Annotated in this window: 13 protein-coding genes and 1 tRNA gene; 3 read left to right on the top strand and 11 right to left on the bottom strand. The window is 65.1% G+C overall.

The genetic code is table 11. From position 1 onward, the window contains the following. Positions 1 to 132: 132 nt before the first annotated feature. From ACVWYF_RS06000 to ACVWYF_RS05955, 10 genes are all read right to left on the bottom strand, one after another. Positions 133 to 1,608: a T9SS type A sorting domain-containing protein gene (locus ACVWYF_RS06000; RefSeq protein ID WP_457065632.1), complete on the bottom strand. Its 1,476-nt coding sequence runs from the start codon at positions 1,606 to 1,608 to the stop codon at positions 133 to 135. Then, positions 1,571 to 1,900 carry a hypothetical protein gene (locus tag ACVWYF_RS05995; RefSeq protein ID WP_457065630.1) on the bottom strand — a complete coding sequence of 110 codons (330 nt, stop codon included), beginning with the start codon at positions 1,898 to 1,900 and terminating at the stop codon, positions 1,571 to 1,573. Before ACVWYF_RS05995 ends, ACVWYF_RS06000 begins: the two co-directional genes overlap by 38 nt. Positions 1,901 to 2,010: 110 nt before the next feature. Beyond that, complete coding sequence (locus ACVWYF_RS05990; protein WP_457065628.1) at positions 2,011 to 2,739, bottom strand: hypothetical protein; 729 nt, start codon at positions 2,737 to 2,739, stop codon at positions 2,011 to 2,013. A gap of 404 nt (positions 2,740 to 3,143) precedes the next feature. Continuing rightward, on the bottom strand, positions 3,144 to 4,907 hold the full coding sequence (locus ACVWYF_RS05985; RefSeq protein ID WP_457065626.1) for a hypothetical protein: 1,764 nt from the start codon (positions 4,905 to 4,907) through the stop codon (positions 3,144 to 3,146). Positions 4,908 to 5,049: 142 nt separating this feature from the next. Next, on the bottom strand, positions 5,050 to 7,143 hold the full coding sequence (locus ACVWYF_RS05980; RefSeq protein ID WP_457065624.1) for a M13 family metallopeptidase: 2,094 nt from the start codon (positions 7,141 to 7,143) through the stop codon (positions 5,050 to 5,052). A gap of 12 nt (positions 7,144 to 7,155) precedes the next feature. Next, on the bottom strand, positions 7,156 to 7,527 hold the full coding sequence (locus ACVWYF_RS05975) for a hypothetical protein (protein ID WP_457065622.1): 372 nt from the start codon (positions 7,525 to 7,527) through the stop codon (positions 7,156 to 7,158). Then, positions 7,528 to 8,883 carry a M56 family metallopeptidase gene (locus tag ACVWYF_RS05970; RefSeq protein WP_457065620.1) on the bottom strand — a complete coding sequence of 452 codons (1,356 nt, stop codon included), beginning with the start codon at positions 8,881 to 8,883 and terminating at the stop codon, positions 7,528 to 7,530. It lies immediately after the preceding gene. 2 nt (positions 8,884 to 8,885) lie between these two features. Continuing rightward, complete coding sequence (locus ACVWYF_RS05965; RefSeq protein ID WP_457065618.1) at positions 8,886 to 9,266, bottom strand: BlaI/MecI/CopY family transcriptional regulator; 381 nt, start codon at positions 9,264 to 9,266, stop codon at positions 8,886 to 8,888. Between the two features lie 156 nt (positions 9,267 to 9,422). After that, entirely contained in the window at positions 9,423 to 9,851 is a 429-nt protein-coding gene (locus ACVWYF_RS05960; RefSeq protein WP_457065616.1) for a hypothetical protein, read from the bottom strand. Between the two features lie 69 nt (positions 9,852 to 9,920). After that, a complete protein-coding gene (locus ACVWYF_RS05955) occupies positions 9,921 to 11,177 on the bottom strand; it encodes a TCR/Tet family MFS transporter (protein WP_457065614.1) in 1,257 nt (418 codons plus the stop codon). Positions 11,178 to 11,296: 119 nt separating this feature from the next. Between ACVWYF_RS05955 and ACVWYF_RS05950 the strand changes: the two genes are divergently transcribed. The 3 genes from ACVWYF_RS05950 (at position 11,297) to ACVWYF_RS05940 (ending at position 15,195) form a co-directional block, all read left to right on the top strand. Next, positions 11,297 to 12,397, top strand: a complete 1,101-nt coding sequence (locus ACVWYF_RS05950) for an acyltransferase family protein (protein ID WP_457066507.1) — start codon at positions 11,297 to 11,299, stop codon at positions 12,395 to 12,397. A 147-nt stretch (positions 12,398 to 12,544) separates the two neighbouring features. Then, positions 12,545 to 12,617: transfer RNA gene (locus ACVWYF_RS05945), tRNA-Met, on the top strand. A gap of 454 nt (positions 12,618 to 13,071) precedes the next feature. Continuing rightward, entirely contained in the window at positions 13,072 to 15,195 is a 2,124-nt protein-coding gene (locus ACVWYF_RS05940) for a hypothetical protein (RefSeq protein ID WP_457065612.1), read from the top strand. A gap of 490 nt (positions 15,196 to 15,685) precedes the next feature. Here ACVWYF_RS05940 and uvrA read toward each other — a convergent pair whose 3' ends face one another. Further along, positions 15,686 to 18,211, bottom strand: a complete 2,526-nt coding sequence (gene uvrA, locus ACVWYF_RS05935; protein WP_457065610.1) for an excinuclease ABC subunit UvrA — start codon at positions 18,209 to 18,211, stop codon at positions 15,686 to 15,688. Between the last annotated feature and the right edge of the window lie 55 nt (positions 18,212 to 18,266).

The following is an 18,266-nucleotide window of genomic DNA, read 5'->3' as shown; positions in this document are numbered from 1 at the left end:
AAGAAGGACCTGAGTGGAAAAAGACAGCCCACGGTGGGCGCGGGTCGTACGGGCTGGGGTGGCCGTTGGTTGAGTGGCGCTACCGCCGCTGAGCGTGTTGCGGAAGCAATATGGGCCCGGCGAACGCCAAAACTACTCCACCACGAGGCGGCGGGTGGCGGCGGCGGGGCCGGCCCGCACCTGCACGGCGTAGAGGCCGGGGGCGAGGCCGCGCAGGTCCAACTCGTGGCGCAGGCCGGCGGCGGGCAGGCTTAGCGTTTCGGTGCGCAGGGTCCGGCCCAGGGCATCGCGCAGGGTGAGGGTGGCCGAGGCGGTGCCGGGCCGAGCGGGCAGCGTGAGGATGGCGGCGGCGCGGGCGGGGTTGGGGGCCAGGGAGAAGCTTAAGCCACTCTGGGCGGCGGCGGTGGCGGTGAGGGTGGGGTCGGTGAGGGAGGCGAGGAAGGCGCGTGGCGTATTGGCGGGGCCATTGACCAGGATGTTGCCGAACGTGGCCGGCGAGGCGAGACTGCCGGCCACATAAAGCCGGTTGCCGGCCAGGGCAATAGCGTTGCCATCGTCGGTATATTCGCCGCCGGCCAGGGTAGCCCAGGCGAAAGGGGCACTGGTGCCCGCATCGGTCAGCTTGGCTACGAACAGGTCGTTGGAGCCCGTCGGGTTGGCATTGGTGAGACGGGTGCTGCCAAAATCGGCGGTTGGCCCCGCAAAGCTGCCCACCACATACAGGCTGGTGCCGGCGGCAATAATTCCTTTCGGCGTATCAGCAAGCGTGCTGCCCGCTTGCTGGGCCCAGTTGAACGTGCCGTTGCTGCCGGTATCGGTAAGCTTGGTTATGAATACATCGGATAGCCCGGTGGAGGTGAGGCTGCTGGTGCCAAACGTGGCCGTGGGCGCGGCACCAGCCGTGGCCGGATAGCCGAAGTTGCCGGTGAGGTAAAGGCTGGAGCCCACCGCCGCCAGCGCAAACGCGTCGTCGTAGCCAACGCCGCCCGCCCGTTGGGCCCAGGTAAAGCTGCTGCTGGCTCCGGCATCCGTGAGCTTGGCTACGAACACATCGTCGGAGAAGGGCGCGGTGGCATTGGCGTTGGCGAGGCTGAAGGCGGCGAAGCTGGCCGTGGGACCGCGAAACTCGCCGGCCACGTACACGCTGGTGCCCACGACCGCCACGGCGGCGGCTACGTCGGTATCGGCACCGCCCATGCGCTGGGCCCAAGCAAAGCTTGCGCTGCTGCCGGCATCGGTGAGCTTGGCCACGAAGGCATCGTAGGTGCCGGCCGCGCCGCCATTGACCAGCGTTAGGCTGCCAAACCCCGCGCTGGGGCTGGCAAAGCCTCCCGTGAGGTACAGGTTGGGCGGGGCCACGCTCAGGGCCACCACGGCGTCGCTGGTGATGCCGCCGGCCCGTTGGGCCCACACAAAGGTGCCGGCATCGGTGAGCTTGGTCACAAACACGTCGTCGGTGTTCGCCAGCCCGGCGTTTTGCAGGCTGATGGGCCCGAAGCTGGCGGTGGCGCTACGAAACTGGCCCGTGAGGTACAGGCTGGTGCCGCTCAAGGCCAGGGCCTGGGGGTAGTCATCGCCGGCCCCCCCCCGCCCGTTGGGCCCACACAAAGTCGGAGGTAATGGGGCTCCATTTGGCAATGAAGACGTCCGTGCCGCCGTTACTCATCAAGTCGATGCTGCCGAAGCTGGTGGTGCCCGAAAAGCTTCCGGTTACGAAGACATTGCCGCTGGCATCCGTGGCGATGGCCTGGGTCCGGGAACCAGTGTTGAAGGTTTGATTAACGGCCACCGCCATCTGCCAGGCCGGGGCCTGGGCCCGCGCCGCCGGCCCGGCCAGCCATAACAGAACCAAGAGTGCCGCCGACAGGCTGCCGCGCAGTAAAGAGGAGAAGTGTTTCATGGAAGGGGGATAATGGCCGCCGATTGGTAGAAGGCTGGGGTAAAGATATACACACAAACAAGCCCCGATGCGTGGGGCACCGGGGCTTACTAATGGGCCTGGGCGAGGCCTTAAGGCTTGGGCACTACCGGGGCGGGAGTGCCCGCGCTGCGCAGGTAGAAGCTGGGGTTCCAGAAGGCAGCGGGGCGGCCCAGCTCGTCGCGGTGCAGCAGCGAGAGCAGGTGGTAGTTGTAGTCGCACTGCTGGTCGAGGCCGTCGACGAGCTCGTGGCGGTCGTCGCGGGCGGCGGCGGTGCTGCCCAGGCCGGCCACCTGGGTTTCGCGGGTTTTGCGGAAGGGCCCGAGGGCGTCCTGGGTGCGTTGGAGGAAGCTGGCTCCGAGGGCGTCCTTCTCGGTTTCGGTGCGGGTGAGGTACTCGGCCAGGCGGTCGGTGAGCTCGGTGCCGAGGCGGGCGGTGGTGTAGTACTTCAGGCCCGAGGGGTAGAGCAGGGCGTAGAGGCGCTGGCGCTCGGCGTCGTCCTCAATCAGGGCATCGCCCTTGAGGGTGGCCTCATTTTTCCGGATGCGGTCGAGGGCTGTGCTTTGGGCGGTGGCGGTTTGGCCGGTGGCCTGCTTCTGGGTGCCCACGCTCAGGCCGAGGGCTTGCTGGGCGGTCTGGGCGCGCAGGCTCAGGGCCTGGGTGTCGGCGAGGGCCGTGGCGAAGAGGGCGGTGAAAGGGGCCTTCGCGGCCGGGTGGCCCGCCAGGCGGGTGGCGTGGTCCACGAAACCGCCGAGGGTGTTGGCAAGCGAACGTTCGCCATCGGCGAAGTGAGAGGTGAATAAGTGGTTGAAGCCTTCCATCAAATAGAATTGAATGGGGTAGAAAAGCCGGTTTTGGCCACGCCGACAGTTGCCGGGGACTTGGCTCGGACTAAAGGTAGCCGCCGGAATCGTTCCCGCAGCCTTGAAGCGACCTAATGTGCTGGCCCGCAACCCAGCGGGGCAGTGCCCGCAGGCGCGAGATGCCCTCCGCAGCTCAGCGGAGTGCTCCCAACGGCCGCAACCATGCCTCCGCAGCTCAGCGGAATGTCCCCAACGGCTGCGGGATTCCCTCCGCAATCCAGCGGGGTAGTGCCGGCGGGCGCAAAATGCCCTCCGCAACGCAGCGGAGTGCCCCCAACGGCCGCAACCATGCCTCCGCAGCTCAGCGGAGTGCTCCCAACGGGTGCGGGCAGCACTCCGCTGAGCTGCGGAAGCTCCTTCAGCTACTCTACCACCAGGCGCTGGGTGGCGGCGGCGGGGCCAGCCAGCACCTGCACAGCGTAGAGGCCGGGGGCGAGGCCGTGCAGGTCCAACTCGTGGCGCAGGCCGGTGGCGGGCAGGGCCACGGTTTCGGTGCGCAGGGCCCGGCCCATGGCATCGCGCAGGGTGAGGGTGGCCGTGGCGGTGCCGGGCAGGGCGGGCAGGGTGAGGGTGGCGGCGGCGCGGGCGGGGTTGGGGGCCAGGGAGAAACTTAGGGTGCCCGGCGCGGCGGCGGTGGCGGTGAGGGTGGGGTCGGTGAGGGAGGCGAGGAAGCCGGTTTGGGTCCCGGTCTGACTTGGAATGACTAAGCTGCCGAAATTAGCGGGTGCGTCAACATAGCCGGCTACATATACCTTTGTCCCACTCAAGGCAATGGCAGTAGCTTGGTCATTACTACCGGAGTTGCCAGCCTGCTTGGCCCACGTGAAACTGCTGCTGGCTCCCGCATCGGCCAAGTGAGCTAAGAAGATATCATCGTACCCACTAAAGGGATTGGTACTATTGGGGAGGGAAATGCTGCCAAAGCTGGCGGTTCCGCTCCGAAAGTAGCCAGATATATACACATTCGTCCCGTGCGCTACTATTCCCAATGCAGCCTCCTCATTTGACCCTCCCACCTGTTGCGCCCAAGTAAAACTACTGGTGGTTCCCGCGTCCGTTAGCTTGGCCACGAAGGCATCGCCACCGGAGGCCACATTGGTCAGGGTAGTGCTGCCAAAAGCGATGGTGCGGCTAGCGAAAGAACCTGCTACGTACACGTTGCTGCCGCTCACGGCTAGTCCATACGCCCTGTCGTCATAGAAGCGGCTGCCAGCCGCCTGAGCCCATATAAAGCTGCTGCTAGTGCCTGTATCGGCCAACTTGGCAACAAATAAGTCATCGCCGTAACCGGCATTAGCTACCGTACTAGTGCCAAAGTTGGCCGTGAAGCTGGTGAATTTTCCGGCTACATACAGGTCAGAACCACTCAGTGCCAGTGCAGCAGGATAGTCATAACTGTCGCCACCTGCTCGTTGGGCCCAGGTGAAAGCTGCGGTGTTGCCGGCATCCGTCAGCTTACCGATGAATATATCAGCCGTAAATGCACCGGCATTGGTCAGGGTAATACTACCTAAGGTGAGGGTTGGGCTAATAAAGTAACCGGTGATGTAAACACTGGTGCCCGTAGCGACTACCGCTGCCACCGCCTCGTTTCCAACCGTGCCCCCGATTCCCTTCGCCCAGCTAAAAGTGGCCGTGGTGCCAGCGTCCGTGAGCTTGACTACAAACCCATTGCTCCGGTTGCCAGATTGCGGGTTGGTCGTGGTTAAAGTAGTGGTGCCCACTGCAAGCGTAGTACCCGCGAAATAGCCCGTCACATACACACTGGTTCCGTTTACTGCGACAGCTGAGGCTTCTTCATCATCGGTGGCGGTACCAATCTGCTGAGCCCAGGCAAACCCGTTGGTGCTACTATTCCACTTTGCCACAAATACGTCAAAGGTGAAGCCGTTGCCGGTGGACATGGAGGTATTGCCGAATGTAGCGCTGCCTCGAAAACGGCCCACGATGTACACATTACCGTTTGCATCCGTGGCCGTAGCCGCTACACGAGAAAGGCCACTGGTAATGCCCATTGCCATTTGCCAAGCCGGGGCCTGGGCCCGCGCCGCCGGCCCGGCCAGCATCAAGAGCATCAACAGCGCCGCCGAGAGGCAGGAGCGCAGCAAAGCGGAGAGGTGTTTCATGAAAAGGAAGAAAACGGCCGCCCATTGGTAGAAGGCCGGGGTAAAGATATAAACACCAAGAAGCCCCGATGCGCGGGCACCGGGGCTTCTTTTATGAATAATAATCAGGCGGCGCGGGGACGCGAACTAAAAGTTCGCGCTACTACCAAATCACGGCCCTATCGGCCGAGCTGCGCGTCATCTTGCTGCCCTCGGGGCAGCCGAAGGCCTGCTGAAACTGCGGCATGTTCATGATGGGCCCGATGGTGCGGTACTGGCCGGGCGAGTGCGGGTCGGTGGCGATTTGCTGGCGCAGGGCCTCGGGGCGGATGTTGGTGCGGCGCAGCTGGGCCCAGCTCAGGAAGTAGCGCTGCTCGGGCGTGAAGCCGTCGTACTGCGGGCGCGGGCCGCTGCCGTAGCGCTGCTGCAGTTGCTTTTCCAGGGCCCCGTACACCACGGTGAGGCCGGCGAAATCGGCCAGGTTTTCGCCCATCGTCAGCTGGCCGTTCACGTGTACCGAATCCAGGGGCGAGAAGGCGCTGTACTGCCGACCCACCACGGCGGCGCGCTTCGTGAACTCGGCCGCGTCGGCCGGCGTCCACCAGTCGCGCAGGTTGCCTTCGGAGTCGTACTGCCGGCCCTGGTCGTCGAAGCCGTGGGTCATTTCGTGGCCCATCACCCCGCCAATGGCCCCGTAGTTCATCGCGTCATCGGCCTTGGGGTCGAAGAACGGCGGCTGGAGGTAGCCGGCCGGAAACACGATTTCGTTCATCGGCGGGTTGTAGTAGGCGTTGATAGTGGGCGGCGTCATGCCCCACTCGTTGCGGTCAATCGGACCGCCAAACTTGGCCGCCTCGCGCCGGCTCTCCCACAGCCGCGCCGCCAGCAGGTTCTTCAGATAGGATTCACGCGAGATGGGCAGGGCCGAATAGTCCTTCCACACGTCGGGGTAGCCGATTTTCACGCGCAGGGCGTTCAGCTTCTTCAGGGCTTCGGTTTTGGTGGGCGCGCTCATCCAGGTGTTGGTCGTGATGTGCTCGGCCATGCTGGCCTTGATGTTGGCCACCATTTCCAGGGCCCGCGCCTTGGCCTCGGGCGAAAACGCCTGGTCCACATATAGCTGCCCGAAGGCCTCGCCCAGGGTCTGGTCCGTGGCGGCCTGAATGCGTTTCCAGCGCGGGGCCTGCTGCTTGGCCCCGGTCAGCGCCTGGCTGTACTTAAACGCCGCCTCCGCATACGCCGTGGGCAGGGCCGAGGCCACCGAGCGCACCAAATGCCAGCGCAGGTAGGTCTTGAGGTCGGGCAAGGTTTCGGTTTTCAGCACCGCGTTCACCTCATCGAAGAAAGCCGGCTGGCCGATGATGAGGTCCTGCGCTTTGCCCAATTGCATGCCCGCCAGCAGGCCCTTGGGGTCGAGGGCGGGGTAGCGCTGCTGGGCGGCGGCCACGGTCAGCTTGTTGTAGTTGGCCTGCGGGTCGCGCAGCTCCACCGGCGTGCGCGAGGCCTTGGCCAGGCGCGTTTCGATGCGTTCCACGGTGGCCGCGTCGCGCCCGGCCACGGCGGGGGCCGCGCCCAGCAGCTCAAATACCTGCGTCATGTAGGCGCGGTAGGCCGCTTTCACCTTCTCGGTGCGGGCATCGGTTTTGAAGTAAAAGTCGCGGTTGGGCAGCGTGAGGCCACCCTGGCTCAGCTGCACGGCGTACTGGGTGGTCTGCTTCTCGTCCACGTCCACCCCGGACCGGAAAAACGGACCGGCTCCCAGCTCCTGCAAACGCCCGATTTCGGCCCGCAGCCCGGCCGCGTCGCGCACGGCCGCCACGCGGTCCAGCTCCGGCTTCAGCGGCGCGAGGCCCAGCTGGTCGATGGCCACCGTATCCATGGCGCTGGCGTAGAAATCGCCCACTTTCTGCGCGTTCGAGCCGGGCGCGGCGCTGCGGTTGGCCGCCGCGTCTTCCAGAATCTTGCGCAGCAGGTCCTGCGTCCGGTTGCCGAGCAGGTTGCGCGGCCCCCAACTGCTGGCGTAGCTCGGCACGGGGTTGCTCCGCAGCCAGTTGCCGCCCGAAAACTGAAAGAAGTCGTCGCACGGACTCACCGCGCGGTCGATGTCAGCCATGTCGAGGCCCACGCCTTTGGGGGCCGGGGCGGCCGCGACTACCGGGGTGGCGGCGGCCGTAGTCACGGTGGCGGGCTTGGTGCTGGTGCAGCCGGCCAGCGCCAGCAGGGCCGCCGCTCCGGCCGATAAGTAGGAGTTGTTCATATAAGGGAAGCGTTACGTTACCGCAAAAGAGCAACAAAGAGCGCAAGTTGCGGCTCCGGCTGCATTCCGAAACACCGAAAAAGCCGCTCCCGGTGGCGGGAGCGGCTTTTTGCGGCCTGTATTCGGTTCCTCGGCGGCCCAGCGAGCCGAAGACACTTCCGAAATAAATCCGCCCCGCCCATTAAAAAGCAGGCTCACCGGCCGGCGGCCCACGGCCAGCTCGGCTTTGTAGGTCGAAGGGTTGCCGGCAGCGGCTGGTACTTCGGTCATGGCCAGCAGCCGGGCAGCGGGGTAGTTTTTGGTGATGTAGGCTAGCACGGCCGCGCCCCAATGCGGCACCGACTGGCCCGCCTGTGTGAGAGCCGCTAGGGAGACTATGCCCACCTACTTGCCGGTGGTAGCAGAACCTACGGGCTGTCCCTGGGCATCGAAGTACTGCTGCTTGGTCCGGCCGCCGTCCTCAAACTCGGCGCGGTAGCGCGGCGCGGCCGGGTCGGCTTTGCGGTCGGGGGCAATAAGCTGCACCTTCGCGTTGGGATAGGTTTTGAGCAGGTAGGCTTGGGCGGCGGCAATGGCTGCTTGTTGGGCGGGCGTGGCCGGCACCAGCGGGGCCACCTTGGCAATTTTGTCATTCAGCGCCCGCACATCGGCCGAGTTTTCGTGGGCCTTCGTAACCACGACCACCACGCCGCCCGTAGCCGCGCCAAACACCTGGCGGGCCGTTTCTTCCTTCAGCACGTTCACGAAGACAATGCTTTTTTGGTCGAGGGCATCCACGGTAGCCTTGTCGCTCAGCTTGCCATCGAGGTAGTACACGGCCGGGCCGGGCGCGGCGGCCAAGGCCGATGGCGCGGCGGCGGCGGGCGACAGCGCCGCGCCCACGCCCAGGGCCAGGCCCAGCGTCAGCGGCAGGGCCAGTAGGTAGCGCCCGGTCTGGGCCAATGCGGAAGCAGGGGAATTCATCATGCGTACACGATTTTTGAGGGTTGGAAATGTGAAAGAGGAAACAAGCGAAGGCACCGTCGCCGCGCGGCTGAGGCGCAGCAGGCTGTATTGATAGGCCCGGCGGTCGACCAGGCCGGTGGCGAGCACGGCCTCGTCGGCCAAGTATTCGAGGTTGTCGAGCAGGGCGCGGCGCAGCAGCCACGCCGCCGGGTTGCACCAGGCCGCCGCCTGGGCCAGCTGGGCCAGCAGCACATCCAGCGTGTGCCATTGGCGCACATGCACCTGCTCGTGGCGCAGCACGGCGGCCAGCTCGGGCGCGGGGTGCTGGGCGGGGTTCAGGTAGATGGTTTGCCAGAAGGAGAACGGGCCAACGGCCTCCGCCAGCGCCCGCACTGGTAGGCCGTGGGCCACCGCCGGCCGCGCCCGCGCCCGCAGCCGCCCCAGCGCCAGCAGCTGCACCAGCAGCCGGGCCAGCAGCACGGCCGCGCCCGCCGCGTACAAGGCCACTCCCACGGCGGCCCAATCTACCGCTGGGGCCACGGGCACCGCCGGGGCGGTACCAAGGGCGGCCCCCGTAGTTCCCACCAACGCAAAGACTACGGTGGGAGTGGCCTCGGCCGGCAGCAGCGCCGGCAGGGGCAGGGCCGGGTACCCCGCCGCAAACAGCAGCGCGAACACCAGATAGGCCCGGTTTAAACTAAAAAATGTGAGCCGGCGCAGCAGCCCCCAATACGCCGCCGCAAACAGCAGCAGCGCCACATTGGCCTTCAGCAGGTACAGCAGAATGGATGGCATGGTTAGTCTTTCTTTTTGCTTTCGATGAGCCGGATAATTTCCTGTAAATCTTCGGCGCTCACCTTGTTTTCCTGCGCAAAAAACGACACCAGGTCCTTGTAGGAGTTCTGAAAATGCTGCTTCACCAGCGTGCCCAGTGAGCGGCGCTGGTAGTCGCCGGCCGTCACCAGAGGCACGAAGCGGTAGGAGTTGCCCAGCTTTTCGGCGCGCACGTAGCCCTTGCGCTCCAGGTTGCGCAGGGTGCTGGCCAGCGTGGTGTAGGGCGGGGGCGGGGCGGGTAGGCCATCCAGCACGTCTTTCACAAAGCCGCCGGCGGGCAGCGGCCAGAGCACGCGCAGGGCATCTTCTTCGGGTTGGGTGAGGCGGTCGAGGGACGGGGACATGAGCAATAATACGATTAAGTCGTAATTCTACGAACATTTCGTAATTATAACTGCATCTGGTGCCGAAATAATTTTGGGCAGAAACAAAAAAGGCCGTTTCCAGCAAGGAAACAGCCTTTTAAAAGAATAAAAAAGATGCTCAGCAAGACCGAAGCCTCAGTGTACTTTGTCGGTTTGCTGGATTTGCAGCCACCGGATGGCCGCGCCCTCATCGCCAAAAAACGAGATGGCAAAGGGCTTGTCGTCATACGCCTCGGCCGACACGTAGCCGGGTTGCTCCACGATGTTTTCGTGCAGGGTCGGCCCCACCAGATAGGCCACAAACAGCCGGCCGCTCAGCCGCCGGGCCATGCCGGGGAAGAAATTGTTGAGCAGCCACTCGGTCGTGTGCGGGTCGTTGAGGGTGCGGCGGCGAATGTCCTGGAGCCAGAAGCGGCAGTTTGCCTGCAACGCCATGGCCTCCGTGTGTTGGTACACTGCCGGGAGTTCCTGCGGCACGGGCTGGTATGCCCAGCGGCCAACCAGGATATCCAAATCAGGCCGGTAGGCAAGCTCAAGCAAGGACTGTGGCGTGTCGGTCGTCATACGGCTGGGCAAAGGAATGGAACGGCAAAGTACGGCCCGGGCGGCGGTTGGGGTGTTGCCGCCGCGGCGCTAATGCGCCGGCAGCGCCTCGGCCGGAGCCGCGTCCACGGCCACCGGCGGGTGCTTTTTAAGGGAATAAACCGCCAGCGCCACGCTGCCCAGCGCCAGCACTGCCCCCAGGATGAAGGGCGCGCCCGGAAAATGAACCGGCGCGCCTTTGCGGGTGAACTCGCCAAACAAGTAGCTCATCATCAACGGCCCCACCACACCCGTCACGCTGATGAGACTGGTGAGCGCGCCCTGCAATTCGCCCTGCTCGGTGGCCGGCACCTGGCCCGAAATGGTGCTTTGCAGCGCCGGCCCCGCAATGCCGCCCAGGCAGTAGGGAGCAATGAAGGCCAGCATCAGCCAGCCATTGGGGGCGAAGGCAAACAGCACGAAGCCCACCGTGTAGCACAGCAGCCCGATGACGATGGCCCGGGCCGCGCCCAGCTTCGGAATGGCCACCCGCACCAGGCCGCCCTGCACCAGCCCCGTACACAGCCCCACCACGCCCAGCGAAATGCCCACCAGCCGCTCGGTCCAGCCAAACTTGAGCATGGTGTAAAACGTCCAGACCGATTGCGTAGCCGAGCCTGCCAGGTACAGCAGCACCAGCGCGGCCACTAGGCCCAGCGTGGCGGGGTACTTGCCCAGCCGCAGCAGCGAGGCCACGGGGTTGGCCCGCCGCCACTGAAACGGCCGGCGCTTATCGGGAGCCAGCGACTCGGGCAGCACGAAGTAGCCGTACAGGAAATTGCACAAGCTCAGTCCCGCCGCCACCATAAACGGCACCCGCGCCCCAAAACCGGCCAGCAGCCCGCCAATGGTGGGCCCAATGATGAAGCCAATGCCAAAGGCCGCGCCCACCATGCCGAAGTTCTGGGCCCGCTTCTCGGGCGGGCTGATGTCGGCAATGTAGGCGGTGGCCGTGGTGAAGCTGGCCCCCGTGATGCCCGCAATGACGCGCCCCACAAACAGCCAGGCCAGCGTGGGCGCGAGGCTCAGAAACACGTAGTCGAGCCCCAGGCCCAGCAGCGCGGCCAGCAGCACCGGCCGCCGCCCCAGCTTATCGCTGAGGCCGCCCACCACCGGCGCAAAGCAAAATTGCGCCGCCGCGTAGGCAAACGTGAGCCAGCCCGAATAGATGGCCGCCCGGCTCAGTCCCTCACCCGTCAGCTGCTGAATGAGCTTCGGCACCACCGGAATGATAATGCCCAGCCCGATGACATCAATCAGGATGGTGATGAAGATGAAGCCAAGGGCGGGAGAGCGTTTGTCGGACATGGGCAAGCGGGCAAGTAAGCCGCAGGGCGGCCGGGTGGGAGGGCAAAGGTCCGCACAAAGCCGGCTCCCCGGTTCCGGCCGGCCAACTGCCGCGTAATTTCGCGGGCCTTTTGTTCGATATGCTCCCCGCGCCGCCGTCCCCCCCCCTCGTTTTTCGCCCCGAGCTCAATGGCTTGCGGGCCGTGGCCGTGGGCGTGGTGGTGCTGCAACACTGGGTGCATCCGCCGTTTCCGTTTGGCGAGATGGGCCGGGCGCTGTTTTTCGTGCTCAGCGGCTACCTGGTGTCGGGCATCATCTGGAAATATAGGGCCTACGTGGGCGCACCCGGTGGCTGGGGGCCGCAGCTGCGCACGTTTTTCATCCGGCGGGTGCTGCGCATCATCCCGCCCTACTACCTGGCTCTGGCCGGCTGCTACCTGCTGCCCCTCGAAACCGTGCAGCAGCACCTGGGCTGGTTTCTGCTGCCAGGGGCCAACCTGCTTTTCTACAAAATGCGCGGCTGGGGCGACGGCTGCGGCCACTACTGGACCCAGGCCGTGGATGAGCAGTTTTACCTGCTCTGGCCGCTGGTGCTGGGGCTGGTGGGCCGGCGGGTGTGGCCGCTGCTGGCCCTGGCGGCCGGGGCCTGGGCGTTCCGGCTGTTCTGGCTGGTGCAGGTGGGCTCGGGCATGATGCACCTGCTGCTCCCCTCCAGCCTCGACCTGTTTGCGTTGGGCACCCTCCTGCGCCTGTGCCAGCACCGGGCCTGGCTGGCGCGGTGGCGCAGCGGCTGGCTGGTGCTGCTGGCCTGGGGCGGCTGGGCCGTGGGCGTGCGGGTGTTCGATGGCGGCCCGTGGGCGCTGGCCTGGCACGGCAGCTTCGGTACCTGTATTGCCGGGGCGGCTTTTCTTACCATCAATTGGCTGCTGGGCAGCCCGAATGCCGCCCGCCGGCTGGGGCTGTTGCAGCCCGTGGCGCAGTGGATGGGCCGGCGCAGCTACGGCTTCTACCTCTACCACCTCCCGCTGTTCGTGTTCTGGCAGCGGCTTGTCTATCATTTCGTGCCCGATGCCGCCGGGCGCGCCGCCTGGATGGGGCCGCTGCCCACGCTGCTGGTGCTGGGGCCGGTGCTGGCCGGGCTGGCCGCCGCCTCTTGGCATTTCGTGGAAGAACCGCTCGACCGGCTTAAGAACCGTTTCCGGTACCAGAAAGCAAGTGCTGTGGCGGTTGAAATAGCTTAGCCAGCAAAGTACCGATTACCTGTAGGTTATGCTTGATGATGCCGGCATAAAGCGTATCATAGCAGAAAAAAAAGAGGTAAAAGGGCAAATTCAACGCGCAGGGCTTGTTTTATAAATAAGTTTTCCTACCTTTGCAGAACCAAACAGTGCGGGGTGGAGCAGTTGGTAGCTCGTTGGGCTCATAACCCAAAGGTCACTGGTTCGAGTCCAGTCCCCGCTACCTAAGAAGAGGCCGTTTCCCATCTGGAAACGGCCTTTTTCTTTGTTCAGGGTTCGCGCAGGACGCCGCCGCTGCACAAGGCAGGTGCTATACCGCACCATTTTGCTCCCATCCGCTGAGCAATACATTGCCCGGCGCTTTTGCGGTTGCGGCCGGGCGCGCTGCCCGGGCTTCCCCGCAGCGGGAAGGGTAGCGGGCCATTGGCCTGCCGGGTAGGAGCTCACGCGGCCATTGTTGCGGCGCATCACCACTTCATGGCTTCCAGGGCTGATTTGGTCGCGCTGGTTTTCGGCACTTGCCCCATAATGAGAATGATAGGGTGAGGGTGTCACGAATGAAGAGGCCGTAGTATGGTGTGCGGCATTCGACGCGTCAATTACCTTTGTTGCGTTCCATTCTGACTAATCTGCTACATATGCACTGGACGCGTACCCTTCGCTTACTTACCGGTTTTTTGCTGCTCCTTACTCCGGCATGGGGCCAGCGCTTCACCCAGGCGCTGCGCCTGGGGCCCTTGGCCAATGGCCCTTCGGGCAGCGTGGGCGTGGGCAAAATGGCCGTGGATGCGGCCGGTAATAGCTATGTGGCCGGCGGCTTCAGCGGCAATCTGACCTTGGGCAGTACCACGCTCAGCAGCCAGGCCGGCGATGGGTTTATCGCCAAGCGCGACTCTGCCGGCACTTGGCTCTGGGTGCGGCAAATAGGGGGCAGCGGCAACGACGGGGCCGGCAGCGTGGGCCTGGATGCCACCGGCCGGGTGTACCTGGCCGGCGAGTTCTACAGTGCCACCATGCAGGTAGGCAGCACCACGCTCACCAAAGCGGGCACCGACCCCAACAAAAAAGATGTTTTTGTGGCTTGCCTGGACGGCGCAACCGGGGCCTGGCAATGGGCGGTGCGGGCCGGTGGCAGCGAGAACGAGAGTGCCCACGACCTGGTGGTGGACCCCGTGGCCGGCGCGCTGTACCTGACGGGCTCGTTCGACTACACCACGGTGCTGGGCGGCACCACGCTCACCAGCGCGGGCCCGGCCGACCTATATGTCGGACGTCTCGACCTGGCCGGTTCCTGGCGGTGGGCAGTGCGGGCGGGGGGCTCAACCGGCAATGAGCTTAGCACCGATTTGGCCCTGGATGGTGCGGGCAACCCGCACATCTGCGGCTCGTTTTCGGGCACGGCATCCTTTGGAGGGCTGAGCGTGACGGCCCCGCTGGTGGTGCCCGATATTTTTGTGGCGCAGCTGAGCCCGGCCGGCACCTGGCAATGGGTTGAAAAGGTGGGCGGAACCTACTCCGACCAAGCATCTTCGATGGCCATTGATGCCCAGGGCAACATCACGGTAGCGGGTTATTTTGAAAGCAACCTCGCCTTCGGCAATACCACGCTAACCACCAACGACGGCAATTCCACGCTCTTTATTGCCCGTATGAATGCGGCCCGGCAGTGGCAATGGGCCCTCGCGGCCGGGGGCAGCAGCCAGGACGACCCCGGCCAGGTGGTAGTGGACGGGGCCGGTAATGCCTACCTGACCGGGGATTTTTTCAGTGCCACGATTAATTTTGGCACCATTGCCGTTGCCAATTCAATGACTACGAATTGCGATATTTTCGTGGCCAAAGCTACCGCTGCGGGCACTTGGGCCTGGGCCGTGCCCGCCGGCGGGGTTGCCGCCGATGCGGGCAACAGCCTGGCCCTGGATGGGCGGGGCGGCCTCTACGTTGGGGGATATTTCAATGGGTCGCCGGCCCAGTTTGGCACCTTATCCCTGAGCCGCAATCCCAATCCGTACGCGGTTGGATTCGTGGCCCGCCTCACCACGGCACTGGTGGCAGGATTTGCTTATCCGGGGGCCGCGTATTGCCCCACCACGTCGGGGGCCGGCATCACCGTGACCCCGGCCCTGTATGCCGGCGGCACGGCCGGGGTTTTTGCCGCTACGCCTGCGGGCTTGTCCCTGAACACCACCACTGGCATCATCACCCCGGCTGTTAGCCAGCCCGGCACCTACACCATCACCAATACCGTGGCGGCGGTGGGCGGCAGCCCCGGGGTGAGCGCCAGCGCGGTAGTCATCATCAACGCCCCCGCGCCAACCCCTGTTCTGACCATTTCTTACGCGGGTGGACAGGCGACGCTGACATCGAGTGCGGCCGCCGACAACCTGTTTTACTACAATGGGGTGCTCGTGGCGGGCTCTACTGGCAATACGCTGGTGGTGAGCCAGGCCACGCAAGCCGGTTTATACACCGTGGTCGTATCGCCTCCGGGCGGCTGCCCATCGCGGCCAGCAACGGTACGGGTAGCCACCGCAACTACCGCTACGGCGGCCGCTGCCGGGTTGCAGATGGCTGTTTACCCCGAGCCGGCCACCGGAACCCCACGCACGGCACTGGTCAGTGGGAGCCGGGGCCCCGTCACCCTGACGTTGCGCAATGCGCTGGGGCAGCAAGTGTGGCAGGCTCGGATGACTGCGGGTACTGTACCCCTACAGGTGGCGTTGCCACCCAGGGCACCCGGAATGTATGTGCTTGTGGCAGAAGATATAAATGGCCGGGTTGCCCGTCGCCTGAGTGAATAAGAAGGAGGCCGCGAGGGCATTGGCCGGCCAAAACGCAGGCGTTATCGGTAGTTCCTAGTTCGCCTGCCCTGCCGCCCTCGGCCTGTTTGCTTCCACCGCCGCTTCGGCCGCCACTGCTGCCAGCCACAACGACCCCCGCCGCCTCTCGCCCATCGAACAGGCCCGCTACGACCGCGCCCAGCGCGACAACGACCGCAGAGCTACCCTGGAACGCGCCCGTTACGAAGAAGCTCAGTGCAAGCTGCGCCTCGAAAACGAGCGCCGCCAAGCCCAGGAGCGCGCCCGTCTCGAAGCCCAGCGCCGCCAGGACCAGCGGCAGGCCGCCGAGCGCGCACGCTGGGAAGCCCAGCACCGCAACGACCACGGCCACCACTAGGCCGCTAACCAACCCAGCGCCCGCCCACCAGAAAGCCCCGGATTTCGCAGGAAATCCGGGGCTTTTGGCATTAGCGGAAACCGATAGAAATGGCGCAGCCGGAGCAAGTTGCCGCTACTCCAGAAACGCCCGCAGGTAGGGCGCGGTGCGGCTGGCCTTGGCCTGCGCCACTTCGCGTGGCGGGCCGGCGGCAACTACCTTACCACCATCTTCGCCAGCGCCGGGGCCGATGTCGATAACCCAGTCGGAACCGGCCACTACGCGCATGTCGTGCTCCACTACGATGACGGTGTTGCCGGCGGCTACTAGGCCTTCGAGCTGCGTCATCAGCTTCTCAATGTCGGAGGGGTGAAGGCCGGTGGTGGGCTCGTCGAGCACGTAGAGCGTGTTGCCGCGCCCGATGCGCTGGAGTTCGGTGGCGAGCTTGATGCGCTGGGCTTCGCCGCCCGAGAGCTCGGTGGCGGGCTGGCCGAGGCGCAGGTAGCCCAGGCCCACCTCGCGCAGCACCGTGAGGGCGCGGTGAATGGCGGGCTCGTCGGCGAAGAAGGCCCAGGCGTCGTCCACGGTCAGGCTGAGGACTTCGGCAATGTTCTTTTCGCGGTAGACAACTTCGAGGGTTTTGGCGTTGTAGCGGGCACCGTGGCACACGGGGCAGGGCGCGTACACGCTGGGCAGGAAGAGTAGTTCGACCATCACGAAGCCTTCGCCGGAGCAGTTTTCGCAGCGGCCCTTGGCCACGTTGAAGGAGAAGCGGCCGGCGTCGTAGCGGCGCTTTTTGGCCTCGGGCGTGGCGGCGAAGAGCTTGCGGACGTGGTCGAACAGGCCGGTGTAGGTAGCCATATTGGAGCGCGGCGTGCGCCCGATAGGCTTCTGGTCGACACGCACCAGCCGCTTGATATTTTCCAATCCAGCCGTAATCTGGCCGCCCAGCGTGGCCGGCGCGGGCGCGGCCAGCGGGTCGGTTTCCTCTTCTTCGGGGGCAATTTCCTGGCCCAGGCTTTCGGCCACCAGCTCCACCAGCACCTGGCTTACCAAACTGGATTTGCCCGAGCCCGACACGCCCGTAACCGTGGTGAACACGCCGAGCGGGAATTCCACGTCGAGCCGGTCGAGGTTGTTGCGCGTCACGCCGGCCAGCTTCAGCCAGCTGGTGGGCGTGCGGGGCGGCTGGTCGGGCAGGGTGGGGGCATCGAAGAGAAACTGGCGCGTCTGCGATTCGAGGACGAGTCGTAAGCCTTCGGGCGGGCCGCTATAGAGGATTTGGCCGCCCTTCTCACCGGCGGCCGGCCCTACATCCACCAACCAGTCGGCTTGACGGATAACGTCCAAATCGTGCTCCACGACGAACAGGGAGTTGCCCGCGCGTTGAAGGCCGGCCAGGGCCATGAGCAGTGCCTCGGTATCGGCCGGGTGCAGGCCGGCGGAGGGCTCATCGAGCACATAAACCACGCCGAATAGGTTGGAATACAGTTGCGTGGCCAACCGCAGCCGCTGCAACTCACCGGGCGAAAGCGTGGGCGTACCGCGCTCCAGCGACAGGTAGCCCAGGCCCAAATCGAGCAGCACAATGAGGCGGGCGGCCAAATCCTCGGCAATTCGTTTTGCTACAATAGCTTGCTCTGGATGCTCCGCATCGTGCTGCTGTTTCCCCGCCTTGCCCTCCGCGAACGGCTGCAACAGCGTCGCCAGCCGCTTCAGGGGCAGGCGCGACATTTCGGCGATATCCAAACCGGCGAAGCGTACCGACAGCGACTCCCGACGCAGGCGCTTGCCGTGGCAGGTGGGGCAGTCGGAGCCCAGCATGTACTGAGCCACGCGCTTCTTCATCAGCGCGCTTTGGGTGGTGGCGAAGGTGTGCAAAACGTGCCGTTTCACGCCCGTGAACGTGCCCATGTAGTTGGGCTGTTCCTTTCTTTTGATGGCGCGCTGGGTTTGCTCGGGCGAGTAGCCGGGATATACCGGCAGCACGGGCTGCTCCTCGGTGAAGAGAATCCAGTCCCGGTCCTTCTGGGGCAACTCCTGCCAGGGCGTGTCCACATCAAAGCCCATGCTCACTAGAATATCGCGCTGGTTCTGGCCGCCCCAGGCCTGCGGCCACGCCGCAATGGCCCGCTCCCGAATGGTAAGGGCAGGGTCGGGCACCATGCTGGCTTCGGTCACTTCGTACACGCGGCCCAGGCCGTGGCAGGTGGGGCAGGCCCCCTCGGCGGTGTTGGGCGAAAAGGCTTCGGCGTAGATGATGCCCTGCCCGGCCGGATAGTCACCGGCCCGCGAGTACAGCATCCGCAGCAGATTGGAAAGCGTGGTGACCGAGCCCACCGACGAGCGGGTACTAGGCGCGCCGCGCTGCTGTTGCAGGGCCACGGCCGGCGGCAGCCCATCAATCGAAGTCACCTCGGGCACCGCCATCTGGTGGAACAGCCGGCGGGCGTAGGGCGACACCGATTCCAGGTAGCGGCGCTGGGCCTCGGCGTAGAGCGTGCCAAACGCCAGGCTCGACTTGCCCGAGCCCGACACGCCGGTGAACACCACCAGCGCATCACGGGGAATGTCGACGTCCACGTTTTTGAGGTTGTGCTCGCGGGCTCCGCGCACGCGCACGAAGCCGGAATGGGAGGTAGAAGCAGCAGGTTTGTTCATTTTCAGAATCGGGTTGTACCTGCCGTCATACGAGGATTCCGGGGGCGGCAGTACA

The sequence above is a fragment of the Hymenobacter sp. UYAg731 genome (assembly GCF_054061335.1).
This window is presented reverse-complemented; position numbering and strand designations above follow the sequence as displayed.